The organism is Streptomyces sp. NPDC020801 (genome assembly GCF_044334385.1).
Taxonomy (GTDB): Bacteria; Actinomycetota; Actinomycetes; order Streptomycetales; family Streptomycetaceae; genus Streptomyces.
Map to the genome: position 1 here is coordinate 73,933 of NZ_JBIRST010000021.1, position 14,144 is coordinate 88,076.

Here is a 14,144-nt window from a genome sequence, read left to right on the forward strand (position 1 = left end):
GCAGGGCGGGACGGGGCGCGGGGCAGGGCGCCGAGGAACAGCGCCCTGCCCCGCGCGTGCCGCGCCTGAGGCACCGGCCCCCCTACCGCGCCTGAGGCACCGACCGCCGCCGCCCCCCGGAGGGGTGGGCGGTTCAGGTGGTCAGGTCCCGCCTGCGCAGGCCCGCGAGGCCGCCGGCGACCAGCAGCGCGGCGAGGGTCAAGAGGACGCCCACCGGCTCCCACTCCATCCGCCCGCCCGGCAGTTTCGGCAGATGACCGAAGGGAGAGAGGTCCAGCACGAGCTGGGGGACGTTCAGGGCGGGGCCGATCCAGCCGATCAGCAGGACCGCGCCGGCCACGCCCCAGGCCGCCACGGCGCCCCGCGGCAGGACGCCGTAGAGGAGCACGGCGATGCCGCCGATCACCCACACCGCGGCCACCTGGAGCAGGCAGGCGCCCAGGATCGGGCCAACCTGCTTGCCGTAGCCGACGGCGAAGCCGAGGCCGGCCAGGAGCATGATCAGGACCGAGCCGCCGAAGGAGATCAGCAGATGGCCGCAGGCCCAGCGCAGCCGGCCCACCGCGCCCGCCAGCACCGGCTCGGCGCGGCCCGAGGTCTCCTCGCCGCTCAGCCGCAGCACGGACGAGACGACGTACAGGGCGGCGATCAGGCCGAGCATGCCGACCATCGCGGCGAGGAAGGCGTCCGTCAGGGCCGACTGTCCGCCCATGCGCTGGAAGATCTCCCGGGCCTTGTCGTTGTCGCCGACCAGTTCGGCCGCGCCGTCGGTCAACCGGCCGTAGACGACTCCCGCGAGGAAGAAGCCGGTGCTCCAGCCCAGCACACTGCCGCGTTGCAGCCGCCAGGCAAGGGCGCCCGCCGTGCCGAGTCCGCCCTCGGCCGGTCCCGGCCGGGTGGGCAGGAAGCTCATGCCGACGTCCCGGCGCCCGGCCAGCTCGTAGGCCACCGCGGCCTGGAGGGCCGTGGCGGCGGCGAGCAGGAGCAGCACCCACCACCGTTCGGCGGCGAAGGCCCGCAGGTCCTCCAGCCAGCCCAGGGGGGAGACCCAGGTGAGCACGGACGAACCGTCGGCCGTGGCCGAGTCGCCCGCCGCGCGCAGCACGAAGGCCGCGCCCAGCACCGCCGCAGTCAGGCCCCGGGCCAGCCGGGCGCTCTCCGTCAGCTGGGCGACGATCGCCGCCATCGTGGCGAACACCATGCCCACGCCCGCCACCCCGAGCCCGAAGGCCAGGGCGCCGGACACCCCCTGTCCGGCCAGACCGGCCGTGATCAGCAGGGCCAGGGCCGCGTTCGCGACCGTCGCCGCCAGCAGCGCCGCCGTCAGGGGCGCCCGGCGGCCCACCGTCCCGGAGGACACGAGCTCCTGCCGCCCGCTCTCCTCCTCGTCCCGGGTGTGCCGTACGACGACGAGCAGGCTCATGACGGCCGCGAGTTCCCCTGCGGTCAGCCCCACCCGCCAGGCCGTGAGCGCGCCGAGGGAGTCGTCGAAGACCGGGCCGACCAGGGCGCGCAGGGAGGTGTTGGCGGCCATCTGGCGCATGAGGTCGGCGCGTTCGGCGGGGCCGGCGTACAGGCTCTTCAGCGTGTTCGGCATGGAGAGGACCATCAGCGCGTTCACCGCGACCCAGACCGGGATCAGCACGCGGTCGCGGCGCAGGGCGAACCTCAGCAGAACGCCCGTGCCGGCCAGTCGGCGGGCGGCACCGGACCGGACCGCGAAGGCGGGGGAGGCCGTGGCGGTCATCGGGTCACCGTCCCCTCGGCGGAGTCCTCGCGCACCTCGTCCTGGTAGTGCCGCAGGAACAGTTCCTCCAGCGTCGGCGGTGTCGAGGTGAGGGACCGCACGCCGGACTCGCTCAGCGAGCGCAGCACGTCGTTCAGCTTGTCGGTGTCCACCTGGAGGCGGACGCGACGGCCCCGTATGTCGAGGTCGTGGACGCCGGGCAGGCGGGTCAGCCCGTTGGGTGGGCCGGCGAGTTCGGCGGTGACGCTGGTGCGGGTGAGATGGCGCAGTTCGGCCAGCGAACCGCTCTCCACGGTGCGGCCCTTGCGGATGATGCTCACCCGGTCGCACAGCTCCTCGACCTCGCTGAGCATGTGGGAGGAGAGCAGGATGGTGCGGCCCCGGTCCCGTTCTTCCTCCACGCAGCGCTGGAAGACCTCCTCCATCAGCGGGTCGAGGCCCGACGTCGGCTCGTCCAGGATCAGCAGGTCGACGTCCGAGGCGAAGGCGGCGACCAGGGCGACCTTCTGCCGGTTGCCCTTGGAGTAGGTCCGCCCCTTCTTCGTCGGGTCCAGTTCGAACCGCTCGATCAGCTCCGCCCGGCGCCGCGCGTGGAGTCCTCCGCGCAGCCGGCCGTACAGGTCGATGACCTCGCCCCCGGAGAGGTTGCGCCACAGGGTGACGTCGCCGGGGACGTAGGCGATCCGGCGGTGTGCCTCCACCGCGTCCGTCCACGGGTCGCGGCCCAGTACCTGCGCGGCGCCCGAGTCGGCGCGCAGCAGGCCGAGCAGCACCCGGATGGCGGTGGACTTGCCGGCGCCGTTGGGGCCGAGGAAGCCGTGGACCTCGCCGGTCTCTACGTCCAGGTCGAGGCCGTCGAGCGCGTGGGTGGCGCCGAACGACTTGTGCAGACCCGAGACGGTGATTGCCTTCGTCATGCTCCGCAACGTACGCTTGTTTCAGAAGTTTGTGAAGTTCCGGAAGGGTGCGAATCGCCGGGTAGGGTGAGGTACGGCGGCCGAGCGGGGGAGACCGAGCGGGGGAGATGCAGGGGAGATGAGCAAGCGGTGACGCAGGCGGCGGGACGTGACCCCGAGGCGGTCTCGAACTTCGTGGAGAGCTTCGCGGCGCAGCTGGTCGAGGCCGGGATGCAGCGGATGCCGGCCCGGGTCTTCGCGGCCCTGTTGTCCTCCGACACCGGCTCGCTGACCTCCGCCGAGCTCGGCGCACAGCTCCGGGTCAGCCCGGCCGCCGTCTCGGGCGCGGTGCGGTACCTGGCCCAGCAGCACATGGTCTCGCGCGAGCGTGAACCCGGCTCCCGGCGCGAGCGCTACCGCGTGCACAGCAACCAGTGGTACGAGGCCCTCACCAACCGGGACGCTGTGCTCAAGCGCTGGGAGCACGCCCTGCGCGAGGGTGTGGACAGTCTGGGGGCCGACACCCCGGCGGGCAGCCGGCTCGCCGAGACGCTCGCGTTCTTCGAGTTCGTCGACGGTGAGATCGCCGCGATGATGGACCGCTGGCGCGAACACCGGGAGAAGACCTTCGGCCGGGACTGACGGCACCCGGCCCGTCCGGCGGAGGGCCGTCCACTGGCCGCTCGCCCCGCCCGTCCGGCGGAGGGCCGTCCACTGGCCGCTCGCCCCGCCCGTCCGGCGGAGGGCCGTCCACCGGCCGCCCCCCACCGATCGTTCGCCGACCACTCACCGGCCGCTCACCCGCGCACCGGCAGCGTCAGCCCCCAGGCTCCCTCCCGCACCGTCCACGTCCGGCTCCGCACCGGTCCCGAGACCAGCGCGTCCGCCCGGTAGCGGAAGTCGGTGCCCGAGACGGTCACCGTGCGCCCCTCGGCCAGCAGCGGCGAGGCCTCCGCACCCACCGACAGCGGCCGCACCTCCACCTCGGCGATCCCCGGCTCCCCGGGGGCGACCGACACCGCCTCCACCGGCTGGTCCAGGTCCACCACCGTCACCCCGTCGACCTCCACCCGCAGCCGGGACGGCCCGGGCGGCCCGGCGACGGCCGTGGTCCTGGGCGGACGGGTCACCAGGGTCCGTACGAGCGACTGACAGGTCCGCAGCCAGGGACGGCCCGCCCCGTCGGCGAGCGCGGTGGCACCCGCCGGAGCCGTGCGCGCCGGACTCCCGCCCGGCCCGTCCCGCTCCTCCCGTGGGAACAGCGGTGGGATGCGCAGCGCCCCCAGCACCACCCCGTCGCTTTCGTCGACGAGCAGGTCCAGCCGCCGTTCGGCCCCGTCGAGCACCGCGCGCGCCGCCGCCACCGGCCCGGCCGGCACACCCAGGGAACGGGCCAGGGACATGACACCTCCGACCGGCACCACCGACAGCGCGCATTCGGCCAGCTCCCGCTGCCGGTGCAGCACGGACACCGCACGCAGCAGCGCGCGGTCGTCACCCACCACCACCGGCCGCCGCGAGCCGCGCCGGGCCAGTGCGCGGGCGAACTCCTCCGGCCCCTCCGGCAGACACACCTTCGTGGCCGCACCCGCGCTGAGCACGTCTTTCGCGATCCGAACGGACTCCCCGTCCGTGTGCCGGGCGACCGGGTCGATGACCACCAGCAGCTGATCGGATGTCGCGAAGGTCGCCACCTCGGTCCTGCCTCGCTTCCTCGGGTAGCATCTTTGTGCAAGAGCCCCTTGCGCTATTGCGCCAGGGGCTTCGTCTATTCCGGGGCATCCGGTCCGACGGTTGTGCGGCCAACGACGGTCGCGCGGTGCACGCGGCGGTGAACCCGCGTACGCCCCTGACCTTGGACATGCCCCGCCCGGAAGGGGTGTACGCGCGTGCCCGCACTTGTGCTGCTCGGTGCTCAGTGGGGTGACGAGGGCAAGGGAAAGGCCACCGACCTGCTCGGTGGCTCGGTTGACTATGTGGTGCGTTACCAGGGCGGCAACAATGCCGGCCACACGGTCGTCGTCGGCGACCAGAAGTATGCACTGCACCTCCTCCCTTCCGGAATCCTGTCTCCCGGTTGTACGCCCGTCATCGGCAACGGAGTCGTTGTCGACCCGTCGGTCCTGCTCTCCGAGCTGAGCGGTCTGAACGAGCGCGGCGTCGACACGTCGAAGCTGCTGATCAGCGGCAACGCGCACGTCATCACGCCGTACAACGTCACCGTCGACAAGGTCACCGAGCGCTTCCTCGGCAAGCGCAAGATCGGCACCACCGGCCGTGGCATCGGCCCGACCTACGCGGACAAGATCAACCGTGTGGGCATCCGGGTGCAGGACCTGTACGACGAGTCGATCCTCACCCAGAAGGTGGAGGCGGCCCTCGACGCCAAGAACCAGATCCTGACCAAGCTCTACAACCGGCGCGCGATCGCCGTGAGCCAGGTGGTCGAGGAGCTGCTGGGCTACGCCGAGCAGATCAAGCCGTACGTCGCCGACACGGTGCTGATCCTCAACCAGGCGCTGGACGAGAACAAGGTGGTCCTGTTCGAGGGCGGCCAGGGCACGCTGCTGGACATCGACCACGGCACGTATCCCTTCGTGACCTCCTCCAACCCGACCGCGGGCGGCGCCTGCACGGGCGCCGGCGTCGGCCCGACGAAGATCAGCCGCGTGATCGGCATCCTGAAGGCCTACACGACCCGTGTCGGTTCCGGTCCCTTCCCGACCGAGCTGTTCGACGAGGACGGCGAGGCGCTGCGCCGGATCGGCGGCGAGCGGGGCGTGACCACCGGCCGTGACCGCCGCTGCGGCTGGTTCGACGCGGTGATCGCCCGCTACGCGACCAGGGTCAACGGTCTGACCGACTTCTTCCTCACCAAGCTCGACGTGCTCACCGGCTGGGAGCAGATCCCGGTCTGCGTCGCCTACGAGATCGACGGCGAGCGGGTCGAGGAGCTGCCGTACTCCCAGACCGACTTCCACCACGCGAAGCCGGTCTACGAGTACCTGCCCGGCTGGCAGGAGGACATCACGAAGGCCAAGACCTTCGCCGACCTCCCGAAGAACGCCCAGGCCTACGTCAAGGCCCTGGAGGAGATGTCCGGCGCCCCGATCTCCGCGATCGGCGTGGGCCCGGGCCGCGACGAGACGATCGAGATCAACTCGTTCCTGTAGTCCACCTGATTCGGTAGTCCAGGTGATTCGATGGCCGGTGCGGTGAGCCGCACCGGCCATCGCCTGCAATCCCGGGGGAGGGGCACATGCCCGTCCGAAGGCCGTCAACAGAGCGGCAGCGCCGCCTGGGGGCCGATTTTGCGCAGGATGCGCGAGCAAGTCGGCATGACCGTCAACAGGCCGCCACGCTCCACCGCACCGACCGGACGACGATCAGCAACACGGAGGCCGCCCGTTCGGGCGTGAGCAGTGACCGAGTACCGGTGTGGGCGGCCAACTACAGCGGCGTGCTTCCCTCGGCCCCCGAGAATCGCGGATTCCGTTACACCTGCTCTGCCACGACCCTACGGTTCGACTACGTCGGCGGCGCCTTCGAGGAGTACACGTCAAGCCACTGACCGCATTTCCCAGTGGTGTTTGGTCAGGTTGGTCTTGGGGTGGGCATGCCGCGCGGCATGTGGGGCAGCCGGTCCTGGCCGCGAGCTTGTCTCAGGTCGGCCCCGAACCAGCGCTGCGGCTCACGGTGACCCCGCTGTCCGGAGACGAGTACGCCGTGAACAACAGCGTATTTCTCGGCGCGCTCCACCAGCTCGGTGTTCTGCTCGGCACACCATGCCCTTCCTTGACCCGGACATGACTTGTTCCTGGTTCCGTGCTGAAGTGGCCGAACGCAAGCATCTACGCGGGTAGTTGCCTGTGTTCCTCCGCCTTCCTCACGTCCCTGGAGACCCCGTATGCCCGTCAGTCCCATGAATCGCCGGGAGTTCATGCAGAAGTCGGCCGTCACCACGGCCGCCGTCGCCGCCACGGGAACCGTCGCGGCGGCCCCCGCCCAGGCCGCGGAGCACAAGCCGGAAAAGGCGCCCCGCACCTGGTCGTTCTCCATCCTGGGCACCACCGACCTGCACAGCCACGTCTTCGACTGGGACTACTACAAGGACGCCGCCTACAGCGACAAGGCGGGCAACTCCGTCGGTGTCGCGCGCGTCGCCACGCTCGTCAAGCAGCAGCGGGAGGCGAAGGGCGAGCACCGGGTGCTGCTGGTCGACGCCGGCGACATCATCCAGGGCACGTCACTGGCGTACTACTACGCGCGCGTGGACCCGATCACCGGCAAGGACGCCCCCGAGCACCCGATGGCCGTGGCCATGAACCACATGCGCTACGACGCCGCCGCGCTCGGCAACCACGAGTTCAACTACGGCATCGACGTGCTGCGCAAGTTCGAGAGCCAGTGCCACTTCCCGCTGCTCGGCGCCAACGCCCTGGACGCCAGGACCCTCAGGCCCGCGTTCCTTCCGTACACGGTGAAGCGCGTCTGCGTGCCGGGCGCGCCGGACATCAAGGTCGGCATCCTCGGGCTCACCAACCCCGGCATCGCGCTGTGGGACAAGGACAACGTCAGCGGGAAGATGGCGTTCACCGGGCTGGTCGAGCAGGCGAGGAAGTACGTGCCGAGGCTCCGGGCGCTGGGCTGCGACGTCGTCTTCCTCACCGACCACTCGGGCCTGGACGGCAGTTCGTCGTACGGCAACGAGCTGCCGTACGTGGAGAACGCGTCGAACCTGGTCGCCGAGCAGGTCCCCGGCATCGACGCCATCCTCGTCGGCCACACCCACGTCGAGGTCTCCTCCTACACCGTCACCAACAAGGAGACCGGCAAGGACGTCGTCCTCTCCGAGCCGTACTGCTGGGGCATGCGGCTCACCGTCTTCGACTTCGACCTCGAACTCCACCACGGCCGGTGGAAGGTCACGAGCGTCAAGGCGCAGACGCTCAACCCCAACGGCGTGGCCGAGGACCCCGAGATCACCGAACTCCTCCAGGCGGACCACGAGCTGGTGGTGAAGTACGTCAACACCCCCGTCGGCACCTGCACGCAGGACCTGTCGGCGGCGGAGTCGTGCTGGAAGGACGTCCCCATCATGGACTTCATCCACCAGGTGCAGATGGCGACCGTCGCCACCGGGCTCTCCACCGCCGACGCCGCCCTCCCGCTCATCTCCGTCGCCGCGCCCTTCAGCCGCACGGCCGACATCCCGGCGGGCGCCGTGACCATCCGCGACATCGCCGGGCTCTACATCTACGACAACACCCTCTACGGCAAGAAGCTCACCGGCGCCCAGCTGAAGGACTACCTGGAGTACGCGGCGAAGTACTACCACCAGGTCCCGGCCGGCACGAAGGTGGACACCGCGACCCTGACCAACGCCAACAACTTCTGGGACTACATGTACGACACGGCGGCCGGCGTCGACTACGAGATCGACATCGCGCAGCCGGAGGGCTCGCGGATCAAGAACCTCAGCTACAAGGGCGCGCCCGTCGCCGACGACCAGGTCTTCGTCGTGGCCGTGAACAACTACCGCGCCAACGGCGGCTCCGGCTACCCGCACATCGCGTCCGCCGACATCGCCTACAGCTCCACCAACGAGATCCGCCAGCTGATGATCGACTACGTGACGTCGAAGGGAACGCTCGACCCGACGTCCTTCGCGGCCGTCAACTGGCGCCTGACGCAGGCCGGCACACCGGTGTTCTAGCGATCCGGAACTCCCCGGACCGGACCGCCACGGGCCGCCCGGGACCGGACCGGACCGCCACTGACCGCCCGGGACCGGACCGCGCCGGACCGCCCGGGACCGGACCGCGCCGGACCGCGCCGGACCGCCCCGGAAGGGGCGCGGCCGCCGGCCCCTCCGCCGCCCTCAGCTGAAGACGATCATCGACCCCTGTGCCAGGCTCCGGGTCGCCGCCGCGTGCAGGCCCAGCCACACGTGGCGCTCGCGGGCGAAGGGGCTGGGGTCGTAGGGGCCGGGGGCGGCCGGCTGCTCCAGCTCCGTGGGGCCCAGCGGGGGCTCGGGGGGCGCCGGCGGGTTGGCCGGGTCGATGCCGATGGCCGGGGCGACGTACTCCAGCTCCCGCAGCAGGGCCTGGGAGGAGCCCAACGGGCCGCCGCTCGCCAGCAGTTCGTCGTTGGACAGAGGGTGCGGGAAGTCCAGCGGCACATAGGCGCCCGCGTGGTCGTAGTGCCAGACCAGGTGGGACTGCTGGGCGGTGGTCTCGAACATCTCCAGCAACTGCTCGTAGTCGCCGCCCAGTTCGTCCACCGGGGTCAGCGGCAGGCCACAGACCTGGAGGAGGTAGGCGCGGCGCAGGAAGTGCAGCGCGTCGTAGTCGAAGCCGGCCACCGGCGCGACCTCACCCGACAGACCCGGCATGTACTGGTACACCGGCACCGGTGGGAGCCCGTTCTCGGCGAGCACCTTGTTGTACTGCGCGAGTTCCTCGGCGAACGGGTTGTCGGGGGTGTGGCACAACACGTCGACGAGCGGTACCAGCCACAGGTCACAGGCCAAAGAGGGCTCCTCGCGTAGGTCGGGCGGAGTGCGTTCGGCGGTCGGCGGAGTGTAGAGAGTAGCCGGTGCGTCCTCGGCTCAGCTCCCCTCGTGCAGGTCCCATACCCACACCCCGCCGGTCCACTTCCCCGGACGGCCCACCAGCTTGGTGACCGCCTCGCGCAGGTGACCGTCGTTCTGCTGGGGGGCGAGCACCAGGACGCCCGCGTGCCAGTAGGCGAAGTCCCGCCGGGCCTGGGCCCGCCAGTTCCTGCCGATGACCGGCACGACGCCCGTGTAGCACACGTCCCGCAGCATGTTGGAGGTGAAGCGGGGGGAGGCGCCGTAGATGCCGATGTGGTCCGGGCCGTAGGGGCCGTTGTAGTAGCCGCCGGGGAGCCTGAAGCCGAGGTGGGCCGCCGTCTGCCAGTGCAGGGCCTCCGCCGCGCCGGGGTCGGGCAGCGGCACGGGAACGAGCGACTCGCCGTCGCGGACGTACGACTTCCACATGCCGTCCGAGATGAACGGCGGCACCGGAACCCGGTCCACCGCCTTCAGCGGCGCCGGGACGATGGGCAGCAGCGCGAGAGCGACGGCGAGCAGACCGCAGTAGAGGGTGCCGACACTGCGGGTTTCCGACAGCCTGGCGAGAGCGATCGCGAGCAGCATGCCCAGCGCCGGCGCGCAGATCATCGCCACCCGGCCCTCGATGACCGACTCGAAGAGCGGCCTGTGCGCGAGCAGGGCCCAGGGGCCGGGGTAGACCGTGTCGGTCAGCGGGATGCGGAACTTCGGGCCCAGCGAGAGCAGTGCCGCGCCGGCCGCCGTCACCGTCAGCGCCCTGACCGGGGCACGCTGCCACATCCGTACGGCGATCGCGAAGGAGAGCAGAACCAGCGGCCAGCCGTAGAAGGCGTTCTGCTCGGTGGGGTTCAGGGACAGGGCGTTCGCCCGCTGCGCGTCGCCCGCGAACAGGGAGCGATCCGCGAAGGCGAGCAGGGCGAGCGGGCTGTTGCCCGCGTTGTCGCCGTGCAGGACGCTCCGGTAGCTCTGCGGGCCCGCGAACTGCCAGTACAGGGGGTAGGCGATGATCGGCAGGCAGACCGCCCCGGCGATCAGCAGCCCCTTCAGCAGCGGACGCCAGGCCGCCTTCGCCACGTCCCTGCGCACCAGCGCGTAGGCGGTGGCGAACAGGGTCATGCCAATCGCAGCCAGCAGCAGCGGCTCCTCGCCGAGGAAGATCTGGTACGTCGCCATCAGCCCGAGCACGGTTCCGTCCCGGCGGACCCGAGCGCCCTCGCACAGGCGCAGCGCCCGGTCGACGATCAGCGGGATCATGAAGAGGATGACGAAGTTCGGGTGCGCGTTGGCGTGGCTGACCATCGGCGGGGCGAAGGCGGCCAGCGCGGCGCCGACGCAGGCGGCCCCCCGCTGCCGTGCGACCCGTTTGACGATCAGCCAGTACCAGGCGGCGGCGGTCGCGGCCAGGCCCAGCGTCATGCAGAGGCTGAGCGCGACCGCGGGGCCGAAGGCCAGCGTGACGGGGGCGAAGGGCACGGACAGGCCCAGCATGACCGTGTTGGCCATGAGGTTCACGCCGTCGGGGAAGCCCTGGAGGTCGGTGAACAAGGGATTGTGCAGGTGGGCGACGCTGTCGGCCGTGACGGCGAAGAACCACTCCCACTGGTTCTGGTCCTGGAGGCTGTCCGGGAGGTATCGGTGGCCGGGATCGAAGAAGCGGCCGGAGTAGAGAGCCACCGCCAGGAGGAGGAAGAGGGCGGTGGCGAGGAGGTCGGCCGGGCGGACGGAGCGGGCCTTGAGGCGGCCGAGTTCGACGAGGACCCGGGCGTAGTCGAGCGGGCCGACCTTGGAACCGGACTGGTGGGACCAGCGGACCGGGACCTCGGCGACGGGCCAGTCGGAACGGCGGAAGTGCTGGAGGACCTCCACGTCGATGCCCCAGCCGTTGAGCCGGGAGGCGGCGAAGGCCGCGCGGGCGCGGTCGCCCTCGAAGAGCTTGAAGCCGCACTGGGTGTCGCGGATGCCGGGCACCGCCGTGCGGCGTATGAGCAGGTTCCCTGCGCGGCCCAGCAGTTCGCGCACCCGGTGCTGGTGGCTCTCTATCGTGGCGCCGGGCACCGAACGCGAGCCGATGGCGGCCCTGTTGCCCTCGCTGAGGGCCTTGTCGAGCTGCTCCAGCTCCTCGATCGGGGCGGCGAGGTCGGCGTCGGTGACCAGCACGCGGCGGCCGCAGGTGGCGGCGACGCCCAGGCGCAGTGCGTGGCCCTTGCCGCGGTTGCGCTCGCCGGCGACGAGCCGGACGCGCGGGTCCCGGCGGTCCGTGACGAGGTCGCCGGTGGCGTCGGTGGAGCCGTCGTCGGCGACGACGACCTCCCACTCGCCGAATCGGCTCTCGTTGTCGCTCAGGTACTCGGTGACGGCGTCGAGGGTCGGCCCGAGCCGCTGTTCCTCGTTGTAGGCGGGTATGACCACGGACAGGTCGACGACCCGGGTGACGGTGCCGCTCATGCGGCGGCCAGCCGCTCGACGAGGGCGAGGGAGTGCGCGTTGTACGCGGCGACGATCGCGCGGGCGGCGGCGATGTCGCGCCTGGCCAGGGCGTCGACGAGTTCGGTGTGGCCGGACCAGAGCAGGCCGCGCAGATCGTCGAGCCGACGCAGGTGCTGCACCGCGCACACCCAGGACTGCACCCGCAGCCGGTGCAGGAAGTCGGAGAGGTAGGGGTTGCCGAACAGGGCGCCCAGCTCGCGCCAGAAGCGCAGGTCGTAGCCGATCAGCACGGTCAGGTCACCTGCGGTGGCGGCGCGCTGGGCCTCCTCGCCGCGCCGGCGCACCCCGGCGAGCGTCGCGGTCGTCCGCGGATCCAGCGGTTCGCGCAGCGCCCCGTGCCCGCCCGCGACGAGGACCTGGAACATGCCGTCGGTGACCAGGCTGCGGGCCTCGATCATCTCGCGCAGGTCGGCCGGCGAGTACTCGTGCACCCGGAAGCCGCGGTGCTGGTCGGCCTCCAGCAGGCCCTGCGCGGACAGGTCGACCAGCGCCTCCCGCACGGGGGTGGCGGACACCCCGTACTGCTCGGCGATCTCCTTGACCGTGAACTCCTGCCCCGGCTGCAGCCGCCCGGCCAGCACCTCGTCCCGAAGCGCGTCCGCGATCTGCTGCCGCAGGGTGCTGCGCGTCACGGCGCCGTTGCCACTGATGCCGGGCATGGTCGGGGCGTCTCCCTCACGCGTTCGGTGGCGTACTCGCCGATGTGCGTACTCGTCTATGTCTACGAGCACGCCACCTTACGCGTTCGGGTTCCGCGGGTTGCCCGGCGATCCCGGGGCGGCCGGGCTACTCGGTGTGCTCGTCGGCCACGGACAGTGCGGCGTCCAGGGCCGCCAGGCCCTCCTTCAGCTCGGCCTCGGTGGCGTTGCAGGGCGGGACGACATGGGTGCGGTTCATGTTGATGAAGGGCCACAGGCCGTGGGCCTTGGCTGCGGCGCCGAAGGCGGCCATCGGCGCGTTCGCCTCCCCGGCCGCGTTGTACGGCACCAGCGGCTCGCGGGTCTCGCGGTTCCTGACCAGCTCCAGCGCCCAGAACATGCCGACGCCGCGCACCTCGCCGACGCTCGGGTGCCGCTCGGCCAGCTCGCGCAGCCCCGGCTCCACGACCTCGGAGCCGAGCCGCCGGGCGTTCTCGACGACGCCCTCCTCGGCCATCACCTTGATCGTCGCGACGGCCGCCGCGCACGCCAGCGGGTGCCCGGAGTAGGTCAGACCGCCCGGGTAGGCCCGCTTGCCGAAGGTCTCCGCGATCGGTGCGGAGATCGCGACACCGCCCAGTGGCACGTACCCGGAGTTCACGCCCTTGGCGAAAGTCATCAGGTCCGGTACGACACCGGACAGGTCCGCCGCGAACCACTCACCGGTCCGCCCGAACCCGGCCATGACCTCGTCCAGCACGAAGACGATGCCGTACTTGTCGCACAGCTCGCGCACCCCGGCGAGGTAGCCGGGCGGCGGCACCATGATCCCCGCCGTTCCCGGAATGGTCTCCAGGACGATCGCGGCGATGGTCGCCGGTCCCTCGAAGGCGATGGTCGTCTCCAGGTGCTCGAGCGCCCGCGCGCACTCCTGCTCCTCGGTCTCGGCGTAGAAGCGGGAGCGGTAGAGGAAGGGCGCCCAGAAGTGCACGACACCGGCCGAGCCGTTGTCGGAGGCCCAGCGGCGCGGGTCGCCGGTGAGGTTGACGGCCTGCTGCGTGCCTCCGTGGTAGGAGCGGTACGCCGAGAGCACCTTCGGCCGGCCGGTGTGCAGCCGCGCCATCCTGATCGCGTGCTCCACGGCGTCCGCGCCGCCGTTGGTGAAGAAGATCTTGTCCAGGTTGCCCGGCGTCCGCTCGGCGATCAGGCGGGCCGCCTCCGACCGTGCCTCGACGGCGAACGCGGGCGCGAAGGTGGTCATGCTCGCCGCCTGCTCCTGGATCGCGGCGACGACCTTGGGGTGCTGGTAGCCGATGTTGGTGTAGACGAGCCCGCTGGTGAAGTCCAGGTAGCGCCTGCCGTCGTAGTCCCAGAAGTACGACCCTTCGGCGCCGGCCACGGCCAGTGGGTCGATGAGCTCCTGCGCGGACCAGGAGTGGAACACGTGCGCACGGTCGGCGGCCTTCACGGCCGCACCGGCCTCGGGATTCGGCTGAGGGGTCAGAGGCGTCATGCAAGCGAGCGTAGGTGTCCGGGATACGGACGCGGCATGGGCGTCCTGTCTGCGGTCGGCGGGATTCCGCGACAGGTTGTCGGGCCTGTCCGCGCCGGCGGAGTGGGGCGGGTGCTGTGCGGTCGGGGTGGGAGGTGTGGCGCCCGGCCCACGGGTGCTGTGCGTCGGGGCGGGGCGGGGCGGGGGGGGCGGACGGGGTGGGGTCGGGGTGGGGTGGGCGCCATATGGTCGGGGCCGGGCGGGGTGCCGTGTGGTCAGGTGGGGCGGT

Annotated in this window: 11 protein-coding genes; 4 read left to right on the forward strand and 7 right to left on the reverse strand. The window is 71.5% G+C overall.

What is annotated here, in order from left to right:
* Window positions 1–133: 133 nt before the first annotated feature.
* Window positions 134–1,747, reverse strand: coding sequence for an ABC transporter permease (locus ACH4UM_RS33035; protein ID WP_398187486.1), 1,614 nt, complete (start codon window positions 1,745–1,747; stop codon window positions 134–136).
* A complete protein-coding gene (locus ACH4UM_RS33040) occupies window positions 1,744–2,664 on the reverse strand; it encodes an ATP-binding cassette domain-containing protein (protein ID WP_398187489.1) in 921 nt (306 codons plus the stop codon). The genes ACH4UM_RS33035 and ACH4UM_RS33040 overlap by 4 nt, the downstream gene beginning before the upstream one ends.
* Window positions 2,665–2,793: 129 nt before the next feature.
* On the opposite strand from ACH4UM_RS33040, the gene ACH4UM_RS33045 reads away from it, so the two are divergent.
* Window positions 2,794–3,285, forward strand: a complete 492-nt coding sequence (locus ACH4UM_RS33045) for a GbsR/MarR family transcriptional regulator (protein ID WP_398187491.1) — start codon at window positions 2,794–2,796, stop codon at window positions 3,283–3,285.
* A gap of 155 nt (window positions 3,286–3,440) precedes the next feature.
* Here ACH4UM_RS33045 and ACH4UM_RS33050 read toward each other — a convergent pair whose 3' ends face one another.
* Window positions 3,441–4,337 (reverse strand): diacylglycerol kinase family protein, encoded by an 897-nt coding sequence (locus tag ACH4UM_RS33050; protein ID WP_398187494.1) that lies wholly within the window; start codon window positions 4,335–4,337, stop codon window positions 3,441–3,443.
* Between the two features lie 195 nt (window positions 4,338–4,532).
* On the opposite strand from ACH4UM_RS33050, the gene ACH4UM_RS33055 reads away from it, so the two are divergent.
* From ACH4UM_RS33055 to ACH4UM_RS33065, 3 genes are all read left to right on the forward strand, one after another.
* A complete protein-coding gene (locus ACH4UM_RS33055; RefSeq protein ID WP_398187497.1) occupies window positions 4,533–5,816 on the forward strand; it encodes an adenylosuccinate synthase in 1,284 nt (427 codons plus the stop codon).
* Between the two features lie 242 nt (window positions 5,817–6,058).
* Window positions 6,059–6,214, forward strand: coding sequence for a hypothetical protein (locus ACH4UM_RS33060; RefSeq protein ID WP_398187500.1), 156 nt, complete (start codon window positions 6,059–6,061; stop codon window positions 6,212–6,214).
* 336 nt (window positions 6,215–6,550) lie between these two features.
* On the forward strand, window positions 6,551–8,359 hold the full coding sequence (locus tag ACH4UM_RS33065) for a bifunctional metallophosphatase/5'-nucleotidase (RefSeq protein ID WP_398187502.1): 1,809 nt from the start codon (window positions 6,551–6,553) through the stop codon (window positions 8,357–8,359).
* A 165-nt stretch (window positions 8,360–8,524) separates the two neighbouring features.
* Here ACH4UM_RS33065 and ACH4UM_RS33070 read toward each other — a convergent pair whose 3' ends face one another.
* The 4 genes from ACH4UM_RS33070 to ACH4UM_RS33085 all read right to left on the reverse strand — a co-directional run bounded on the left by ACH4UM_RS33070 (window position 8,525) and on the right by ACH4UM_RS33085 (window position 13,867).
* Entirely contained in the window at window positions 8,525–9,175 is a 651-nt protein-coding gene (locus ACH4UM_RS33070) for a hypothetical protein (protein ID WP_398187505.1), read from the reverse strand.
* A gap of 78 nt (window positions 9,176–9,253) precedes the next feature.
* Window positions 9,254–11,683: a dolichyl-phosphate beta-glucosyltransferase gene (locus tag ACH4UM_RS33075; RefSeq protein ID WP_398187508.1), complete on the reverse strand. Its 2,430-nt coding sequence runs from the start codon at window positions 11,681–11,683 to the stop codon at window positions 9,254–9,256.
* Window positions 11,680–12,384: a GntR family transcriptional regulator gene (locus ACH4UM_RS33080; protein ID WP_398187510.1), complete on the reverse strand. Its 705-nt coding sequence runs from the start codon at window positions 12,382–12,384 to the stop codon at window positions 11,680–11,682. The genes ACH4UM_RS33075 and ACH4UM_RS33080 overlap by 4 nt, the downstream gene beginning before the upstream one ends.
* 127 nt (window positions 12,385–12,511) lie before the next feature.
* The gene (locus ACH4UM_RS33085) at window positions 12,512–13,867 is read right to left on the reverse strand and encodes an aspartate aminotransferase family protein (protein WP_398187657.1); all 1,356 of its coding nucleotides are present in this window, start codon (window positions 13,865–13,867) and stop codon (window positions 12,512–12,514) included.
* Between the last annotated feature and the right edge of the window lie 277 nt (window positions 13,868–14,144).